The organism is Leifsonia sp. 22587, from assembly GCF_052044215.1.
GTDB lineage: Bacteria > Actinomycetota > Actinomycetes > Actinomycetales > Microbacteriaceae > Leifsonia > Leifsonia shinshuensis_C.
On the sequence record NZ_JBQENB010000004.1, the window covers coordinates 421,662 to 439,069 of the forward strand.

Genomic DNA, 17,408 nt, shown 5'->3' on the forward strand with positions numbered 1-17,408 from the left:
TACCGTGCAGTTTTCGTGTACTCGACGGGGAAGTAGTGCGGCGCTCCGGCGCGGCGGCGGCGTGAACGTCCGGTAAATTCGCCTGCGTGTACTTGAAGAGTCTGACGCTCAAAGGCTTCAAGTCGTTCGCGCAGCCGACGACTTTCGCCTTCGAGCCGGGCGTCACCTGCGTCGTCGGGCCCAACGGGTCCGGCAAGTCGAACGTGGTCGACGCGCTCGCCTGGGTGATGGGCGAGCAGGGCGCCAAGACGCTTCGCGGCGGCAAGATGGAGGACGTCATCTTCGCCGGCACGGCCACCCGGGGTCCGCTCGGGCGTGCCGAGGTGCAGCTCACCATCGACAACTCCGACGGCGCCCTGCCGATCGAGTACTCCGAGGTGACGATCTCGCGCACCCTGTTCCGCAACGGCGGCAGCGAGTATGCGATCAACGGGCAGTCCTGCCGGCTGCTCGACGTGCAGGAGCTGCTCAGCGACTCGGGCCTCGGCCGCGAGATGCACGTCATCGTCGGCCAAGGCCAGCTGGACGCGGTGCTGCACGCCAGCCCGGAGGACCGCCGCGGCTTCATCGAGGAGGCCGCCGGCATCCTGAAACACCGCCGCCGTAAGGAGAAGACGCTCCGCAAGCTGGAGGCCATGCAGGCCAACCTGACCCGGTTGAGCGACCTGGCCGGCGAGGTGCGCCGGCAGCTGAAGCCGCTCGGGCACCAGGCCGAGATCGCACGCGAGGCGCAGTCCATCGCCGCGGTGGTCCGGGATGCGCGGGCGCGGCTCCTCGCCGACGAGGTGGTCACCCTGCGCCGCACCCTCGACGACCACAGCCGCACGGAGTCGGAGCGGCACAGCGAGCAGATCGTGCTGCAGGAGCAGCTGGAGCAGAAGCAGCTGCGCCGCACCCGGCTGGAGCAGGCGCAGGTCGGCGACGCGGTCGACACCGCCCGGAGCACCGCCTTCGCCCTCGAGTCCGTGCAGGAGCGGCTCCGCAGCCTGTTCACCCTCGCCAACCAGCGGGTCGCCCTGCTCGGCAGCCAGGGGGATGCGCCGGACTCCGGCCCCAGCGTCACCCCGCAGAACGTGCAGGACGCCCGCGACGAGGTGGAGCGGCTGCGCGGGGTGGTCGCGGAGGCGGAGGCCGCCTGGACCGCGGCGCAGGCGGCGACCCGCGACGCGCGCGCCCGCCTCGATGCGGTCGACGAGGAGATCGCGGCGCAGAGCGCCCTCGTGTCCCGCCACGACCTGGAGATCTCGAAGCTCAACGGCCAGGCGGAGGCCGCCGTCCAGCGGCTCGCCGCCGTCCGCGGCGAGGTGCTGCGGCAGCAGAACGCACTGGATGCCGCGACCGAGCGCCGCGAGCGCGCCCGGGCGGAGTTCGCCGCCCGTGAAGCGGAGGCGGCGACGGCCGACGTGGGCGAGGGCGACCTCGACGAAGCGTACGAACTGGCCCAGGCGACCGTCTTCGAGGCGGAGGGCGAGATCGAGCGGCTCCGCGAGGAGCTTCACACGCTGGAGCGCGAACGCGACGCCCTCGCTGCCCGCACGAGCGCCCTCTCGCTCGCCCTCGACCAGAAGGACGGCTCCGCCGCGCTGGTCTCCGCCCGGCTGCCGGGAGTCCGCGGGCTCGTCGCCGAACACGTCCGCGTGCATCCCGGCTTCGAGGCGGCCATCGCAGCGGCCCTCGGCACCTTGGCCGACGCCGTGCTCGCCGACGACCGCGGAGCCGCCCGGTCCGCGGTCGCGCACGCGGCCGCCGACGACCTGGGACGCGTCGAGGTGGTCGTCGCGGACGCCCCCGCCGCCTCCGTCGACCTGTCGGGGATCAGCGGCGTCGTCCCCGCGACCAGCGTGGTGGACGCGCCCGAGGGCGTGCGCGGCATCCTGGCCTTCACCGCCGTGGCGGACGACCTCGAGGCGGCCCAGAACGCCTTCGAGTCGTTCCGCACCCGGTCGCTCGGCGGACCCGTGACCATCATCACGAAGAGCGGGGATGTGCTCACCGAGCATGTCCTCCGCGGCGGCTCCGGCGCGAAGCAGAGCCGCATCGAGCTGATCGCAGACCGGGATGCCGCCCAGGAGCGCCTGACCGAGGTCACCTCGCTCAGCGACCGCGCGAAGTTCGCCCTCGCCGAGCAGCGCGGAGTGCTGCAGGTCGCCAAGGAGCAGTCGCAGGCGGCTCTCGCGACTCTGCGGGAGTTCGACGCGAAGCTTGCGGCCCGCACCGAGCAGTTGAACCGGCTGAAGGTGCAGCTGGAGGCGTCGCAGGCCGAGTTCGACCGGCTCAGCCGGGCGCTGGAGCAGGCCGGCGAGCGGGTGGCGGAGGCGGAGCAGGCGGCAGACAAGGCGAAGGCCGAGCTGGAGGCGGCGCGCTCCCGTCCGCGCCCCATCCTCGACGTCAGCGCCCGGGACGCGCTCGCGACCGAGCTCGACGCCGCCCGCGAGGCGGAGGTGGAGGCGCGCCTGTCGGTCGAGACGGCCAAGGAGCGCGTGCGTGCCGAGCAGGCGCGCGGCGAGGCGCTGGCGCGTCGCCTGGAGGCGGAACGGGCCGCCGCCGAGGAGGCGGCACGGCGGGCCGTGATCCGCCGCCGGCAGCTGGACGCCGCGGAGAGCGTCATCTCCGCCCTCCCGGCCGTCCTGGCGTCGGTCGACCGCTCTGTGGCGCAGGCGCGCCTCGAACTCGCGCAGGCCGAGGCCGAGCGCGCCAGCCAGAACGAGGAGCTCGCGACGCTGCGCCGCGACGAGAACGCCGTGCGGCAGCGCCTGCAGGCGATCACCGAGTCGGTGCACGGCCTGGAGCTGCAGATCTACGAGAAGAAGCTGCTCCTCTCGAGCCTGCTCGAACGCGCGGGGAGCGAACTGGGGCTCGTGGAGGATGTGCTGGTCGCCGAGTACGGCCCGGCTGTCCCCGTGCCGGTCGACGTCGCGCCCGTCGCTGCCGTCGAGGAGGACGCCGACGAGGCCGGCGACACCGACGCCGACGCCGAGCCCGAGACCGTCCCGTTCTCTCGCGAGCAGCAGCAGAAGCGTCTCGCGGCCGCCGAGCGGAAGCTCGCCCAGCTCGGCCGCGTGAACCCGCTCGCGCTGGAGGAGTTCGCCGCGCTGGAGCAGCGGCACAAGTTCCTCACCGAGCAGCTGACCGACCTCACGAACACCCGCAAAGACCTGCTCACGATCATCGAGGACATCGACGAGCGGATGCAGACCATCTTCGAGTCCGCGTTCGCCGACACGGAGGCGGCCTTCACCCGCGTGTTCCCGATCCTGTTCCCGGGCGGCCAGGGCAGCATCAGCCTGACCAACCCGGACGACCTGCTGACGACCGGCATCGAGGTCTCGGTGAAGCCCGCGGGCAAGAAGATCGAGCGCCTGTCGCTGCTGTCCGGCGGCGAGCGGTCGCTCGCGGCGGTCGCGCTGCTCATCGCGATCTTCAAGGCCCGGCCGAGCCCGTTCTACATCATGGACGAGGTGGAGGCGGCCCTCGACGATGCGAACCTGGGCCGGCTGCTCACCATCTTCGAGGACCTGCGCGAGAGCAGCCAGCTCATCGTGATCACGCACCAGAAGCGCACGATGGAGATTGCCGACGCCCTGTACGGCGTGTCGATGCGCCAGGACGGCGTGTCGGCCGTGGTCGGCCAGCGTGTCGCCCAGGAGCGCGAGCAGGAGCAGGAGCGGGCCAGCTAGCCCAGCGGCCGGCCCGGCCGAGAGTACGAGCGCAGGCTCAGAATTCGGCCGCAGCCTCCACCGCGCCCAGCTTCTCGTCCAGCCCGGCCAGTTTCTCGGCTGCACGCCGTTCGCAGTCCTCCGCCAGCGCCTCGACGCCGCCCCTGACGGGCGCCGGCAGGCCGTCCACGTCCACGTGCTCGCGCAGGTGACGGCCCAGCAGCACCAGGTCGCGGTGGTCGCCCAGCGCATCCTGCAGCTCCTCCGCCGCCTCGGCGAGCCGGACGGCGTCGCCGCCCAGGTCGTCCGCCACCGCCTCCGCCGCGTACCGGAGCCGCCGGGCCGCCTTGCGCGCGGAGTGCCGCTCCTCGAGGCGCTCGCCCTCGACGCGCAGCACCCGGCGCGCGGCCTTGCGGAGACCCTTCCGCGCGACGCGGTGCGGATGCGCCGAGCCGTCCTCGCTCAGCGGGGGAGCGGCGGCGAACGACTGCAGGTCGGCGAGCAGCTCGCGGTGACCCCGGCTCCGGACATGCCGGAGCAGGTCGTCGAGCGCCCGCCCGTACTGGGCGCGGGCCCGGGCCGCCATCGCCTCCACCGCGTCGGCGACGGCCGGATCCGTCTGCTCGCTCAGGAGTCCTTCGAGGTCGCGGGCCCGCACATCCAGGTCGCGCACATCGCCCAGCCGGTGCCCCAGCCGCTTGAGCCGGGCGCGCATCCGGCGCTGCTCCTCCTCGTCGAACGCCTTCCGGAACACCGCGAGGATGCTGCGCAGCCGCCGGACGCGCGTGCGGGCCTGGTGCACCGCATCCTCGCCGCCGGTCTCGATCGCCACCAGCTGCTCCGCCAGCTCCGCCGAGACCTCCACGAGCGCGTACATGAGCACACCGTACATCCGCGCGGCTAGGCTGATCGTCATGGCTGACCGCACCCCCTGGTCTCTGTCGGGCGCCCTCCGCGGGCTGTTCGCGAAGAAGACCATCGACGACGACACCTGGGACGACCTCGAGACGGCGCTGATCACCGCCGACTTCGGTCCGGATGTCACCGAGGCCGTGGTCGACGACCTCCGCGCCAAGGTCGAGCGGTACCACACCACCGACCCGGCCGACCTGCAGCGGATGCTGCGGGAGACGCTCGAGGAGCGCCTGTCGAAGCTGGACACCACGCTCAAGCTGAGCGACCGTCCGGCCATCGTGCTGGTGGTCGGGGTGAACGGCGTCGGCAAGACGACGACCATCGGCAAGTTCGCCAAGTTCCTGCGCACCTACGACCGCTCCGTCGTGGTCGGCGCGGCCGACACGTTCCGCGCCGCCGCCGTCGAGCAGCTGGCGACGTGGGCGGAGCGCGCGGGCGCCGAGATCGTCCGGCCGCAGCAGCAGGGCCAGGACCCGGCGTCCGTGGCCTTCCAGACGGTCGAGAAGGCCAAGCGCGACGGCACCGAGATCGTCATCATCGACACGGCGGGACGGCTCCAGACCAAGGGCGGCCTGATGGACGAGCTCTCCAAGATCAAGCGCGTGGTCGAGAAGCAGTCCCCGATCGCCGAGGTGCTGCTCGTCCTCGACGCGACCACCGGCCAGAACGGACTCGCCCAGGCGGAGGCTTTCCTCGAGCACGCGGGCGTCACCGGCCTGGTGCTCACCAAGCTCGACGGCTCGGCCAAGGGCGGCTTCGTGCTCGCCGTTCAGGAGCGCACCGGGATCCCGATCAAGCTGGTCGGCCAGGGCGAGGGCATCAACGACCTCACCGGCTTCACCCCGCACGTCTTCGCGCAGCAGCTGGTCGGATAGGGGCGGCGACATGGCGATCGAGCACGACTTCTTCGGCATCATCGACGAGACCGCGAGCGGCGGCCTCGCCTGGGACGACACGGTGGAGCTGGGCGACCAGGCGGTCGAGGTCGAGCTGCTGGCCGACGACGAGAGCGCCGTGCCGGAGTTCGCGGTGGATGCTGCGGCCGCGCTCATCCAGGCCCTCGAGGGCTTCGACGCCCGCGCCCGGGACGCGCTGGTCGCCGAGCTCAGTTCGCGGCAGTCGGCGACGACCAGCTACATCGACGAGCACGTCGACAAGCTGGGGGAGAGCCTCCTCGACCTGCTGGTCTACAACTCGGGCGACATCGCCATCGATGTGCTGCGCTCGCTCCAGCTGTTGAGCGTCGTGATCCAGGTGGACCACTCCGACGAGGACGAGGTGTTCGCGACGTTCGACTACTCGATCGCCCCGGACGAGTCGGATGCGCTGCTCACCGTGTCGTTCGACGTGCGCGGCGACGTGGTCTCGGTCGAGACCCAGCCGTAACGCGGCGAGGCCGCATCCCGGCCCGGTAGAATGACAGGATCATGGCTACTTTCGGCTCGCTCTCCGACCGTCTTGCGGACACCTTCAAGAACCTGCGCACCAAGGGCAAGCTGTCGCCGGCCGACGTCGACGGCACCGTGCGCGAGATCCGCCGCGCACTGCTCGAGGCGGACGTCGCCCTGCCGGTGGTCAAGGACTTCACGGCGAAGGTGCGCGAGCGCGCCCTCAGCGACGAGGTCAACAAGGCCCTCAACCCGGCCCAGCAGGTCGTGCAGATCGTCAACGAGGAGCTCGTCGCCATCCTGGGCGGCCAGCAGCGCCGTCTGCAGTTCGCGAAGCGCCCGCCGACGGTGATCATGCTCGCGGGCCTCCAGGGTGCCGGTAAGACGACGCTCGCCGGAAAGCTGGGCAAGTGGCTGGTCAAGGACGGCCACACGCCGCTCCTGGTCGCCGCCGACCTCCAGCGCCCGAACGCCGTGACGCAGCTGCAGATCGTGGGCGAGCAGGCCGGTGTTCCGGTGTTCGCGCCGGAGCCCGGCAACGGGGTCGGCAACCCGGTCAAGGTGGCGAAGGACGCGCTGAAGTTCGCCGAGACCAAGCAGTACGACACGGTCGTCATCGACACCGCCGGCCGTCTGGGCGTCGACGCCGAGCTGATGAAGCAGGCGGCCGACATCCGCAAGGCGACCGACCCCGACGAGGTGCTGTTCGTCATCGACGCGATGATCGGTCAGGACGCCGTGGCGACCGCCAAGGCGTTCCAGGACGGCGTCGACTTCACCGGTGTCGTGCTCTCCAAGCTCGACGGCGACGCTCGCGGTGGTGCGGCCCTCTCGGTCGCCTCGGTGACCGGCCGCCCGATCATCTTCGCGTCGACCGGTGAGAACCTCGACGACTTCGAGCCGTTCCACCCGGACCGCATGGCGTCGCGCATCCTCGACCTCGGCGACATCCTGACCCTCATCGAGCAGGCCCAGGAGGCCTTCGACGAGGAGGAGGCGCGCAAGGTCGCCGAGAAGTTCGCGACCGACTCGTTCACGCTCGACGACTTCCTCAAGCAGATGCAGCAACTGCGCAACATGGGCTCCATCAAGAAGATGATGGGGATGCTGCCCGGCGCCGGCCAGATGAAGCAGCAGCTGGACAATTTCGACGAGCGGGAGATCGTCCGCACCGAGGCGATCATCCAGTCGATGACCAAGGCCGAGCGCACCAACCCCAAGCTGCTCAACGGTTCGCGCCGGCTGCGCATCGCGAAGGGCTCCGGCAGCACGGTCACCGAGGTGAACCAGCTGGTCACCCGGTTCGAGCAGGCGGCCAAGATGATGAAGACGGTCGCGAAGGGCGGCGTGCCGAACGTGCCCGGCATGGGCCCGATTCCCGGCGCGTCCTACGCCGGCCGCAAGCAGCAGAAGAACAAGAAGAAGAGCGGTTCGCGCTCGGGCAACCCGGCGAAGCGCGCGGCGGAGAACGCCGCCCTCGCGGCCGGCGTCAAGCCCGGCGCCGGAGCTCAGGCGGGCGGCAGCGGCTTCGGCCTCGGCGGGGGAGCGGCAGCTCCCCAGGGCGGACCCTCCGAGGAGGAGATGGCCGCGCTGCAGAAGTTCCTCGGCCGCTGACTCCCGGCGCCCGGGCCGCCTCGCGCGCGCCCGCCGGGGTGGTGCTCGTCGCCGTCAGAGGGCGAGGTTGAGCGGACGCAGCTTCGACTCGATCGTCTGCGCCACGATCTTCTGACCCGCCGCGTTGGGGTGGATGCCGTCCGCCTGGAGCAGCTGCGGGTGCCCGACGAGCGGGAAGCCGATGTCGAGCCAGGTGCCGTCGACGTCGCGCACGGCGTCGCCCACGATCTCGTCGACGTGCGTCATGGTGGCCGGCGGCTGGTCCGATCCCCAGACGCCCGTGATGCCGATGATGGTGGCGTGCGGGAAACGCCCTCGCAGCTCGCGCAGCATCCGGTCGGCGTTGGCCGTCACGGCTGCGGGATCCTGCTCGCGGTCGTTGCGGGTGGCGGCGAGGAGGATGACCTGCGGCTGCAGGCGCAGCGCCGCGTCGACCTGCTGCCGGTACGTGGTCCCGTTCCAGCCGGGCTTCACGAACCCGGAGCCCGAGACGGCGAGGTCGGTGAGCTTCCAGCCGTGCGCGGCGGACACGAGGGCGGGCCACGCCTGATCGGGCGCGACGCCCTTGCCGAAGGCGATCGAGTCGCCGATCGCGACCGCGTCGACGGTTCCCGTCGTCCCCTGGCGAGCGCCCGTCCCGGCCGCTGCGACGGCGGTGGGCCGAGTGCCCTGCGCCGGCTGCACCTGGCCCGCCACCGGCCGCACCGAGGGGAGTGCCGAGCATCCCGCGAGGGCCAGCAGCGCTGCGGTCACCGCAGCGGGCGCGACGAGGGCGAGGCGGGTGCGGAGGCGGCGTCGGGTATGGATGCGCACGGGTGCGAGGCTAGACGGTGGAAGCTGCGAACCAGCTGTGACTCGCTTCACGGCGTGTCGGCACGGTGGTAACTCTCTGCGGGATCGAGCGCCTCAGCGGCGATCACCGCGGGAAGGTCTGCGCGGCGATGCTGTTCGCGATCGTCGTGGCGAGCATGCGCTGACCGGCGACGGTGGGATGCACGTGGTCCGCGAGGACCAGCTCGTCGCGGCCGCTGAACGGCTGGCCCAGCGAGACCCAGGACCCGCCGACGTCGAGCACGGCGTCGCGGATGGTCGCCGAGATGACCGCCACCTGTGCGGGCGCGGGTTCCGAGCCCCACAGTGCGCTGACGCCGATGATCCGGGCGTCCGGAAGAGCGGTGCGCAGCCGGCGCAGGGCCGCCGTGGCATCCGCCTTGAGGGTGCTCGTGGGCGCGAAGAGGTCGTTCCGCGTCGCGCCCACCAGGACGACGTCGGGGTGGACGCGGATGGCGGCGCTGACCTGGTCGTCGAACGTGTGCGTGTTGAGCCCGGGCACGGTGAACCCCGCTGCGCTCTCGCCGAAGTCGCTCAGCGTCCAGCCGAACCGCTGCGCCACCAGCAGCGGCCACGCATCCTCGGCGGGGACGCCGTTGCCGATCGCGATCGAGTCGCCGATCGCCGCGGCGATCACCGGGCGCGGCGTGGACGTCGGGCTGGGTACGGGGACGGGCTCCGCCGTCGGCGCGGCCTGGGTCGCGGCCATGCAGCCGACGAGCGACACGCCCAGGAGGGCGGCGGCCAGGAGCGCGGCGACAGAGGCCAGGGGTGAGCGTCGGGTCGTCACGTGATCAACGATAGGAGAAGCTGCCTGGGCGGAAGCTCACGCCCCGAGCCTGGTCTCGACGACGGCCGCGATCGCCTGCTGCCCGGGAAGGGTCGGGTGCTCGCCGTCGTCCTGCACCAGCCCCGCACCGTCGCGGTACGGCTGGCCGAGATCGAGCCAGGTGCCGCCGACGCCCTCCACCGCCTTCTGGAGAGCGTCGTCGAAGGGGGCGAGCTCGTCGTCGCCGGCCTCGCCGGAGAGGGCGTTGAACCCGACGATGTGGGCATCCGGGAGAGACGAGTGGAGGCGCGCGACCTGCTTCTCCATCGCGGCCGCGACCTCGGAGACATCGGTTCCGAGGTCGTTGTCGGAGGCGCCGATCAGCACCAGTTCGGCGTCGGAGGCGATGGCCGTGTCGACCTGGGCGGAGAAGTCCGCACCGTTCGACCCCTGCGCCACGAATCCCGCTCCGGGCACGCTGAGGTTGTCGAGCCGCCAGCCCCGGTCCGCCGCGACGAGGGCGGGCCAGGCCTCCTCCGGCTCGAGCCCGAGACCGGACTCGATCGAGTCGCCGATCACCGCGACCCGCGTGGCCGACGCGGTGGTCGTGCGTCCGGTGACCAGGCCCGCACCGCTGTTCGCACTCGCGCAGCCGGAGAGCGCGCTGAGCGCCACCAGAGCGGCGGTCAGGGCCGTCGCGGCGGTCGCGAGGGGGCGTCGGGCGAGCATGCACAAACCGTACGCGCGCATCCTATGGATGGGCTCTGGCCGCCATGAGCGGGAGCCGTACGGTCAGCGGCCGAGCCCGCTGCGCAGCTCGTGCGTGAGCGAGCTCACCACGGCCTGCAGGCTGCCGCCGTTCGCCTCCGCGACGGCCAGCTGACGCTGGTAGCTGCCGCCGGTGTCGAGGATCGCGAGCACGGTCGCCAGCTCGTCCGTGCATGCCAGCCGCTCGGCCTCCGGCTGGAGTTCGTCGACCAGCTCGCGCAGGGAGTCGGACACGAGCCGCTCGCTGCCGTCCGGCGCCACGATGATCTCCGCATCCAGCCCGTACCGTGCCGCGCGCCACTTGTTCTCGCGCACGAACCACGGCTGCAGCGTCACCGGTTCGACGCCCTGCTCCAGCTGGCCGGACATCCGGTCGGTGAGGCAGTGGATCAGCGCCGAGACGGCGCCCACCTCGTCCGCCGTCGACAGTCCGTCGCAGGCGCGCATCTCCACGGTTCCCCACTTGGGCGAGGGACGGATGTCCCAGCGCACCTCCGAGTGGTCCTCCACCACCCCCGTGGTCACGAGGTCCTGCACGTACTCCTCGTAGTTCGCCCACGTGCCGAACTGCCAGGGCAGCCCCGCGGTCGGGAGCTGCTGGAACATCAGCGCACGGTTGGAGGCGTACCCGGTCCGTGCTCCCGCCCAGAACGGGCTGGAGGCGCTGAGGGCCTGCAGGTGCGGGTAATAGGTGAGCAGCCCGTTCACGATCGGCAGCGCCTTGTCGACCGAGTCGATGCCGACGTGGACGTGCACGCCCCAGATCATCATCTGCCGGCCCCACCACTGAGTACGGTCCAGCAGCCGGTCGTAGCGCTCGTTCGGCGTCACCTTCTGGTCGAACCACTGCGCGAAGGGATGCGTCCCCGCGCACATCAGCTCGACGCCGAGCGGGTCGGTCACCCCCCGGACCAGCCCGATCAGCTCCTGCAGGTCGGCGATCGCCGCGGGCACGGTGTTGTGGACGCGGCTGACCAGCTCGACGGTGTTCAGCAGCAGCTCGTGCGTGATCTGCGGATGCTCGCGGCCGTCCGGCGTCCCCAGCTCCCGGAGCACCTCGTCGGCGAGCTGGACCAGATCGCCGGTGGACGCATCCACGAGCGCGAGCTCCCACTCGATGCCGACAGTGGAGCGCTCGGACTCCGAGAATTCGATCTGCATGCGGTCGTCCCGTCCGTCCGATTGTTCAAAGCAGCGCAGTATCTGACAGAATAGCTAGTTGAGTTCGACGTGCCCGACCCTCTATCCGGCGCGTGGGACGAACATTAGACCTCCTGCCGAGTGTGCCCCCACGCCCACGGCAGTCAGTTCGACACAACTCATCCACTCACACAGGAGAATCGTGGCCGTCAAAATCCGTCTGAAGCGCCTGGGCAAGATCCGCGCTCCGTACTACCGCATCGTCGTCGCCGACTCGCGCACCAAGCGCGATGGTCGTGTGATCGAGGAGATCGGTCTGTACCACCCGACCGAGGAGCCGTCGCGCATCGAGGTCGACTCCGACCGCGCTCAGTACTGGCTCGGCGTCGGCGCCCAGCCGACCGAGCAGGTCCTCGCCCTGCTGAAGCTGACCGGCGACTGGGGTCGCTACAAGGGTGACAAGAACGCCGTGAGCACCGTCAAGGTCGCCGAGGGCAAGGCCGAGTTCGTCGCCGACGACAAGAAGAAGCCGGTCCTCAAGCCCAAGGCCGACAAGGCCGCCGACGTCACCGCCGAGGCGGAGGCCGTCGTCGAGGCCGAGGTCGAGCGCGAGGAGGCCGCCGAGGCCAACGTCGTCGCCGAGGCCGAGGCGATCGCCGACGACGCGTCCGACGAGAAGGCCTGACGTCTTGCTCGCACCCGCGCTCACGCACCTGGTCAAGGGGATCGTCGATCACCCTGACGACGTCCACGTCGTGGCCAAGAGCTCCCCGCGTGGCGAGGTCCTCGAGATTCGCGTGAATCCCGAGGACCTCGGCCGGGTGATCGGCCGCTCCGGCCGCACGGCGAAAGCCCTCCGCACGCTCGTGGCCGCGCTGGCCGATGGCCGGCGCGTCCGTGTCGACGTCGTCGACGACTGAGGTGGCCGACCACAAACTGCCCCGCAAGGAGGTCGCCCCCCGGCCCGGTCAGACCGAGCTGCGGGTCGGGCGCCTGACCAAGGCGCACGGCCTCAAGGGCGCGCTCAAGCTGGAACTGTTCACGGACGAGCCGGAGAAGCGGTTCGTCCCGGGCGCGGTGTTCACCCTGCAGGTGCCCACCGCCTCCAAGTGGCACGGCAAGACTCTGGAGCTCCGCGAGCTCCGCTGGTACAACGGCCACCCGGTCGGATTCTTCGAGGGGGTCGACGACCGCACCGAGGCCGAGACCCTCGTCAAGGCGATCCTGTGGGTCAGCCAGGACGTGAAGGAGCTGCCCGAGGAGGAGGACGCCTGGTACGACCACCAGCTGGTCGGGCTCGAGGCGGTCCGCGACGGCGTCACGGTGGGACGCGTCGCCCGCGTCGATCACCTGCCGGCGCAGGATCTGCTGGCCGTGGCCACCGCCGATGGCGAGGTCCTGGTGCCGTTCGTCAAGGCGATCGTGCCGGAGGTCGACCTCGCTGCGGGGACCGTCACGCTGACGCCTCCGGCGGGCCTGTTCGAGGATCTGCCGGACGACGAGCCGGAGCCGGACGCCGAGTCGGAGCCGGAGGCCGATGCGGAATCGGAGTCCGACGCCGAGACGACCGAGACGTCCTCCGACGAGGACTGACCGCGTCACCCGCATGCTGAAGAAGGGCGACCCGACCGGGTCGCCCTTCTTCGCGTCTGCTCGCTCGTCAGGACACGATCGCCAGCCCGCGGCCTCGCAGGCTGCGCGCCTGCGCATCCAGGGCGGTGACCAGGCCGTCGTGCGTCGCGACGATGTGGCGATGGATGAGTTCCGCGGCGTCGTCCGGACGGCGCGCGGCGAGCGCCCGCACGATCTCCCGGTGCTCCTGCCACGCTTCCTCGCTCCGGGCGACGAGCCAGCGGGCACGCGCCAGCCGGGTCATGGCCGCATCCACCGCATCCGCGAAGAAGTGGTTGCCCGACAGGGCGGCGAGCCGCACGTGGAAGTCGGTGCCGGCCCGGACCGCCTCGTCGGCGGGGAGGGCGGTGTCGTAGGCGTCCAGTTCGTCCGCGAGCGCGGCGATCTCGTCATCCGTCGCGCGGGAGCTGCTGAGCCGGACCGCACCCGTCTCCAGCGCATCCCGCAGTTCGCTGAGCCGGGCGATCTCCCGGAGGTCGATGGGGGAGACCTCCCAAGCCCGGCCGTCGCGCACGACGAGGCCTTCGGACTCCAGCCGCATGAGCGCAGCACGGAGCGGAGTCCGGGACGCGCTGAGCTCCGTCTCCAGGCCGCGCTCGGTCAGGCGTGAGCCGGGGATGCGGTCGAGGTCGAGGATCTGCGCGCGCAGCGTGGCGTACACCTGCGGTTGCTCGGGCATGGATCCTCCTCTTGGTATACCAAGTCGGTATACCGCTAGGGTATACCCATGGATCGCCGAATCGCCCGCCGTCCTCACCCGTGGTGGATGCTGAGCTTCGGGGTGCTCGCGCAGGCCAGCTCGACGGTGTTCGTCTCCACCCCGGCGTTCCTCATCCCGCTGCTGCACACGGAGCGCGGACTCAGCCTCGCCCAGGCCGGACTGCTCGCCTCTGCCCCGACCCTCGGCCTCGTGCTGACACTGATCGCGTGGGGCGCGCTGAGCGACCGGATCGGGGAGCGCTGGGTGATCGCGTCCGGCCTCGCCGTCACCGCGGTGGCCGCCGTCGCGGCGATGTTCGTCGACTCCTACCTGGCGCTCGGCGCGCTGTTCCTGGTGGGCGGCATGGCGTCGGCCAGCCCCAACGCAGCGAGCGGCCGGGTGGTGATCGGCTGGTTCCCGAAGGAGCGCCGCGGTCTGGCGATGGGCATCCGTCAGATGTGCCAGCCGCTCGGCGTCGCGATCGCGGCCGTGAGCGTCCCACTGCTGGCCGCGAACGGGGGAGTGGCTGCGGCGCTCGTCGTGCCCGCCGTGCTGTGCGGCGTGTCCGCCATCGTGTGCGCCGTCGGGATCGTCGATCCTCCGCGTCCGCCGCGCAGTGCGGCAGGCGGCGCCGACGCGCATCCCCAGGCCGTCTGGCGGCCGTACCGCGAGACGTCGCTGCTGTGGCGCATCCACGGCGTCTCGATGCTCCTGGTGGTGCCGCAGTTCACGGTGTCGACGTTCGGGCTGGTGTGGCTCGTCGCCGAGCTCCACTTCACGTCGCTCGCCGCCGGGATCGTCATCGGCGTCAGCCAGTTCGCCGGCGCCATCGGGCGGATCGGGATCGGCGTGCTCAGCGACCGCGTCGGCAGCCACCTGCGTCCGCTCCGCTGGGTGTCGCTCTGCGCGGTGGGCGTGATGCTGCTGATGGCGGCCGCGTCGGCCCTCGGCTCGGCCGCCGCCGCGGTCATCCTGGTCGTGGCCGCGATCGTCACGGTGGCCGACAACGGGCTCGCCTACACGTCCGTCGCCGAGATCGCCGGCCCGTTCTGGTCGGGACGCGCGCTCGGCGCCCAGAACACCGGGCAGTTCCTCGCCGCCTCGGTGGTCGGCCCGGCCGTGGGCGCGCTGATCGGCTGGGTCGGCTTCCCGGTCGCCTTCGCCGTCGTCGCCCTCTGCCCGGCCGTCGCGACGCCGCTCGTGCCCCGCGACCGGGAGCTCGCCGTCGTCCCCGCGTGAGGTCCACCTCCTAGAATTCAGGGATGCGCATCGACATCGTCACGATCTTCCCGACCTTCTTCGATGTGCTCGACATCTCGCTGCTCGGCAAGGCCCGGCAGTCCGGGCTCATCGAGCTGGGCGTGCACGACCTGCGCGACTTCACTCACGACCGGCACCGGACGGTCGACGACACGCCGTACGGTGGCGGGGCCGGCATGGTCATGAAGCCGGAGCCCTGGGGAGAAGCGCTGGACGCCATCCTCGACAGCGCCGACGATCCGGTCGTCGTGTTCCCCTCGCCCGCGGGTGAGGTGTTCACGCAGCGCACGGCCCGCGAGCTCGCGCAAGAACAGCACCTCGTGTTCGGCTGCGGCCGCTACGAGGGCATCGACCAGCGCGTCTTCGACCACGCGGCCAGCCGGGCGCGCGTGCGCCTCATCAGCATCGGCGACTACGTGCTGAACGGCGGCGAGGTCGCGACGATGGCGATGATCGAGGCGATCGGCCGGCTGATCCCCGGCGTGGTGGGCAATCCCGAGAGTCTGGTGCAGGAATCGCACGAGGACGGTCTGCTCGAGTACCCGAGCTACACCAAGCCGGCGGTGTGGCGGGGGCTGGAGGTGCCTCCCGTGCTGCTCTCGGGCAACCACGGCGCCGTGGACGCGTGGCGGCACGAGCAGCAGCTCGAGCGGACGCGCGCCGTCCGTCCCGACCTGCTGTCCTGATCGCGTCCGCTAGGGGGCGGTGAGGACGAGCGGGCCGTCCTCGGTGATGGCCACCGTGTGCTCGGAGTGCGCGCCGCGCGAGCCGTCCGCGCTCCGCAGCGTCCAGCCGTCGCGGTCGGTGTAGATCTCGTCCGTCGTCTCGAGGAACCACGGCTCGATCGCGATGACGAGTCCCGGGCGCAGGGGGTACCCGCGTCCGGCACGCCCGTCGTTCGAGATGTGCGGGTCGCCGTGCATCGTCCGCCCGACGCCGTGGCCGCCGAACTGCGTGTTGATCGAGTACCCCTCGGCGTGCGCGACCGCGGCGATGGCGGCCGAGATGTCGCCGATCCTGCCGCCCGGCTGAGCCGCCTGGATGCCCGCCGCCAGCGCCCTGCGGGTCGTGTCGATGAGGCGCAGGTCCTCGTCGCGCGGCGTGCCGACCACGAGGCTCACCGCGGAGTCGGCGACCCAGCCGTCCACCGCGGCGGCGAAGTCGAGGGTCAGCAGATCGCCGTCCTGCAGACGGTAGTCGTGGGGGAGACCGTGGAGGACGGCGTCGTTCACCGAGGTGCAGATCACTTTGCCGAACGGGCTGGCGCCGAACGACGGGTGGTAGTCGATGTAGCAGGACTCGGCGCCCCGGCGGCGGATGAGGTCGTGGGCGAGCGCGTCGAGCTCCAGCAGGTTGACGCCGACACGTGCGGCCGCCGCCGTCGCGGCCAGCACCTCCGCGACGAACGCGCCGGCCGGGCGCATCTGCTCGATCTCGGCGGGCGTCCTCAGCTCGATCACGGGATCTCCTTCCACGTCGTACCGCTCCAGTCTCGCAGGTGAGCGTGGGGTAAACCCGCAGCCGCGGCACAGGCACGCGCGAGTACGCTGATGCCGTGATCATCCGCAAGGCGTTCTACTGGTGGCTCTTCCCCTCCGCCGTGGTGCTTCCCGTGTGGGTGCTGATCGGCTGGGCCGCCTTCCACGAGGGGAGCGGCTGGTCGTTCCTCGGCCTGCTGGTGCTCTGCCCCATCCTCTTCATCGCGATGCTCGTCGTCGGCGGCATCGTCATGGCGCGTCGCAGCGTGCGCGAGCGGCGGGCGGTGTCCTGGTGGGATGCGGGGCTCTTCGCCCTCTGGCACCTCTCGATCATCGGCTTCGGCTTCTTCCCGCCCGGCGCCACCGGATGGCTCGCCGTGGTCGGCGTGCTGCTCTTCCTCGCGATCTTCTGGCTCACCGTCTGGGAGCTGCTCACCGAGACGCGTGCCCGCGTGCAGCAGACGTTCGCCGCGTACGAGCGGATCGCGCAGCCGCGGCCGACCGAGAACACGCCGCGCGACGTGGTCGACGACGGGGAGTACATCGTCATCGAGGAGCGCCGCGACCGGGAGTGAACCGGCTGCGGAACAGCCCGCTTTGGTAAAGCGGGCCGCCGCATGGCAGAATTGATCCTTGTGCCGCGGCCACGCTCTGCCACGGGGGAGCCAGCACTTCTCGCGACACCCACTTATCGAACCCAGACGGCCGACGCTCCGGATCGGAGCCGGCCCCGAGTCCGTTCCCGACCTGTGGCGGGTACAGAGAGCGAACAGCCATGCACATCCTCGACCAGGTCGACGCCGCGTCCCTCAAGCAGGACATCCCCGACTTCCGCGCCGGCGACACCGTCAAGGTGCACGTGAACATCATCGAGGGCAGCCGCTCTCGTATCCAGGTCTTCCAGGGCGTCGTGATCGGCCGCTCCGGCGAGGGCGTCCGCGAGACCTTCACGGTCCGCAAGGTCAGCTTCCAGGTCGGCGTCGAGCGCACGTTCCCGGTCCACTCGCCGGTCATCGACAAGATCGAGGTCGTCACCCGCGGTGACGTCCGTCGCGCCAAGCTCTACTACCTGCGCGAGCTGCGCGGCAAGAAGGCGAAGATCAAGGAGAAGCGCGAGAACTGAGCGTCTCCGCGCCCTACGGCTTCACGAGCTCCCGGTCCGTTCCTCGGACCGGGAGCTCTGTCGTTTCGTGGACGTCGCGGCGCGTGCGAGCGCTTATCCTGGGACGGTCGGAGAGTTCGGCGCGGAGGAGTGAA

18 protein-coding genes are annotated in these 17,408 nt (G+C 71.3%); 11 read left to right on the top strand and 7 right to left on the bottom strand.

Annotation, left to right across the window (positions count from 1 at the left end; all coding sequences use genetic code 11):
- Nucleotides 1–86 precede the first annotated feature (86 nt).
- Nucleotides 87–3,677 carry a chromosome segregation protein SMC gene (smc, locus tag ACTJI1_RS17800; protein WP_440743663.1) on the top strand — a complete coding sequence of 1,197 codons (3,591 nt, stop codon included), beginning with the start codon at nt 87–89 and terminating at the stop codon, nt 3,675–3,677.
- Between the two features lie 37 nt (nt 3,678–3,714).
- Here smc and ACTJI1_RS17805 read toward each other — a convergent pair whose 3' ends face one another.
- The gene (locus ACTJI1_RS17805; protein WP_440743664.1) at nt 3,715–4,572 is read right to left on the bottom strand and encodes a CHAD domain-containing protein; all 858 of its coding nucleotides are present in this window, start codon (nt 4,570–4,572) and stop codon (nt 3,715–3,717) included.
- Here ACTJI1_RS17805 and ftsY point away from each other — a divergent pair.
- The 3 genes from ftsY to ffh are packed head-to-tail and all read left to right on the top strand — an operon-like array spanning nt 4,571 to nt 7,573.
- Nucleotides 4,571–5,446, top strand: a complete 876-nt coding sequence (gene ftsY / locus ACTJI1_RS17810) for a signal recognition particle-docking protein FtsY (protein WP_310128818.1) — start codon at nt 4,571–4,573, stop codon at nt 5,444–5,446. The genes ACTJI1_RS17805 and ftsY overlap by 2 nt on opposite strands.
- Before the next feature lie 10 nt (nt 5,447–5,456).
- A complete protein-coding gene (locus ACTJI1_RS17815) occupies nt 5,457–5,957 on the top strand; it encodes a DUF2004 domain-containing protein (protein WP_440743665.1) in 501 nt (166 codons plus the stop codon).
- 41 nt (nt 5,958–5,998) lie between these two features.
- Nucleotides 5,999–7,573, top strand: coding sequence for a signal recognition particle protein (gene ffh, locus ACTJI1_RS17820; RefSeq protein ID WP_440743666.1), 1,575 nt, complete (start codon nt 5,999–6,001; stop codon nt 7,571–7,573).
- Between the two features lie 54 nt (nt 7,574–7,627).
- On the opposite strand, the gene ACTJI1_RS17825 is transcribed toward ffh, so the two are convergent.
- The 4 genes from ACTJI1_RS17825 to ACTJI1_RS17840 all read right to left on the bottom strand — a co-directional run bounded on the left by ACTJI1_RS17825 (nt 7,628) and on the right by ACTJI1_RS17840 (nt 11,102).
- Complete coding sequence (locus ACTJI1_RS17825) at nt 7,628–8,386, bottom strand: SGNH/GDSL hydrolase family protein (RefSeq protein ID WP_440743667.1); 759 nt, start codon at nt 8,384–8,386, stop codon at nt 7,628–7,630.
- Nucleotides 8,387–8,489: 103 nt separating this feature from the next.
- Complete coding sequence (locus ACTJI1_RS17830) at nt 8,490–9,194, bottom strand: SGNH/GDSL hydrolase family protein (protein ID WP_440743668.1); 705 nt, start codon at nt 9,192–9,194, stop codon at nt 8,490–8,492.
- A 36-nt stretch (nt 9,195–9,230) separates the two neighbouring features.
- The gene (locus tag ACTJI1_RS17835; protein WP_440743669.1) at nt 9,231–9,902 is read right to left on the bottom strand and encodes an SGNH/GDSL hydrolase family protein; all 672 of its coding nucleotides are present in this window, start codon (nt 9,900–9,902) and stop codon (nt 9,231–9,233) included.
- Nucleotides 9,903–9,965: 63 nt separating this feature from the next.
- The gene (locus tag ACTJI1_RS17840) at nt 9,966–11,102 is read right to left on the bottom strand and encodes a glutamate--cysteine ligase (RefSeq protein ID WP_440743670.1); all 1,137 of its coding nucleotides are present in this window, start codon (nt 11,100–11,102) and stop codon (nt 9,966–9,968) included.
- A gap of 181 nt (nt 11,103–11,283) precedes the next feature.
- On the opposite strand from ACTJI1_RS17840, the gene rpsP reads away from it, so the two are divergent.
- Genes rpsP through rimM form a run of 3 tightly spaced genes read left to right on the top strand, consistent with a single transcriptional unit; the run spans nt 11,284 to nt 12,674 of the window.
- Nucleotides 11,284–11,766, top strand: a complete 483-nt coding sequence (gene rpsP, locus ACTJI1_RS17845) for a 30S ribosomal protein S16 (protein WP_310128832.1) — start codon at nt 11,284–11,286, stop codon at nt 11,764–11,766.
- Between the two features lie 4 nt (nt 11,767–11,770).
- Nucleotides 11,771–12,001, top strand: coding sequence for an RNA-binding protein (locus ACTJI1_RS17850; protein WP_090042196.1), 231 nt, complete (start codon nt 11,771–11,773; stop codon nt 11,999–12,001).
- The gene (gene rimM, locus ACTJI1_RS17855; RefSeq protein WP_440743671.1) at nt 11,964–12,674 is read left to right on the top strand and encodes a ribosome maturation factor RimM; all 711 of its coding nucleotides are present in this window, start codon (nt 11,964–11,966) and stop codon (nt 12,672–12,674) included. Before ACTJI1_RS17850 ends, rimM begins: the two co-directional genes overlap by 38 nt.
- A gap of 67 nt (nt 12,675–12,741) precedes the next feature.
- Here rimM and ACTJI1_RS17860 read toward each other — a convergent pair whose 3' ends face one another.
- Nucleotides 12,742–13,392, bottom strand: a complete 651-nt coding sequence (locus ACTJI1_RS17860) for a GntR family transcriptional regulator (RefSeq protein ID WP_440743672.1) — start codon at nt 13,390–13,392, stop codon at nt 12,742–12,744.
- A 48-nt stretch (nt 13,393–13,440) separates the two neighbouring features.
- On the opposite strand from ACTJI1_RS17860, the gene ACTJI1_RS17865 reads away from it, so the two are divergent.
- Nucleotides 13,441–14,652 (top strand): MFS transporter, encoded by a 1,212-nt coding sequence (locus ACTJI1_RS17865; protein WP_310128840.1) that lies wholly within the window; start codon nt 13,441–13,443, stop codon nt 14,650–14,652.
- Nucleotides 14,653–14,675: 23 nt separating this feature from the next.
- Complete coding sequence (gene trmD / locus ACTJI1_RS17870; RefSeq protein ID WP_440743673.1) at nt 14,676–15,359, top strand: tRNA (guanosine(37)-N1)-methyltransferase TrmD; 684 nt, start codon at nt 14,676–14,678, stop codon at nt 15,357–15,359.
- A 9-nt stretch (nt 15,360–15,368) separates the two neighbouring features.
- Here the strand turns inward: trmD and map are convergent, their stop codons facing one another.
- A complete protein-coding gene (map, locus tag ACTJI1_RS17875; RefSeq protein ID WP_440743674.1) occupies nt 15,369–16,133 on the bottom strand; it encodes a type I methionyl aminopeptidase in 765 nt (254 codons plus the stop codon).
- Nucleotides 16,134–16,228: 95 nt separating this feature from the next.
- Between map and ACTJI1_RS17880 the strand changes: the two genes are divergently transcribed.
- Nucleotides 16,229–16,726, top strand: a complete 498-nt coding sequence (locus tag ACTJI1_RS17880) for a hypothetical protein (protein ID WP_310128845.1) — start codon at nt 16,229–16,231, stop codon at nt 16,724–16,726.
- A 200-nt stretch (nt 16,727–16,926) separates the two neighbouring features.
- On the top strand, nt 16,927–17,274 hold the full coding sequence (gene rplS / locus ACTJI1_RS17885; protein ID WP_440743675.1) for a 50S ribosomal protein L19: 348 nt from the start codon (nt 16,927–16,929) through the stop codon (nt 17,272–17,274).
- Nucleotides 17,275–17,408 lie beyond the last annotated feature (134 nt).

Bases quoted from the DNA above. Each gene is read 5' to 3' on its own strand.
- ftsY (WP_310128818.1), top strand. From the start codon at position 4,571: ATGGCTGACCGCACCCCCTGGTCTCTGTCGGGCGCCCTCCGCGGGCTG.
- ACTJI1_RS17805 (WP_440743664.1), bottom strand. From the start codon at position 4,572: ATGACGATCAGCCTAGCCGCGCGGATGTACGGTGTGCTCATGTACGCG.
- ACTJI1_RS17815 (WP_440743665.1), top strand. From the start codon at position 5,457: ATGGCGATCGAGCACGACTTCTTCGGCATCATCGACGAGACCGCGAGC.
- ffh (WP_440743666.1), top strand. From the start codon at position 5,999: ATGGCTACTTTCGGCTCGCTCTCCGACCGTCTTGCGGACACCTTCAAG.
- ACTJI1_RS17835 (WP_440743669.1), bottom strand. From the start codon at position 9,902: ATGCTCGCCCGACGCCCCCTCGCGACCGCCGCGACGGCCCTGACCGCC.
- ACTJI1_RS17840 (WP_440743670.1), bottom strand. From the start codon at position 11,102: ATGCAGATCGAATTCTCGGAGTCCGAGCGCTCCACTGTCGGCATCGAG.
- rimM (WP_440743671.1), top strand. From the start codon at position 11,964: ATGGCCGGCGCGTCCGTGTCGACGTCGTCGACGACTGAGGTGGCCGAC.
- ACTJI1_RS17860 (WP_440743672.1), bottom strand. From the start codon at position 13,392: ATGCCCGAGCAACCGCAGGTGTACGCCACGCTGCGCGCGCAGATCCTC.
- ACTJI1_RS17865 (WP_310128840.1), top strand. From the start codon at position 13,441: ATGGATCGCCGAATCGCCCGCCGTCCTCACCCGTGGTGGATGCTGAGC.
- trmD (WP_440743673.1), top strand. From the start codon at position 14,676: ATGCGCATCGACATCGTCACGATCTTCCCGACCTTCTTCGATGTGCTC.
- rplS (WP_440743675.1), top strand. From the start codon at position 16,927: ATGCACATCCTCGACCAGGTCGACGCCGCGTCCCTCAAGCAGGACATC.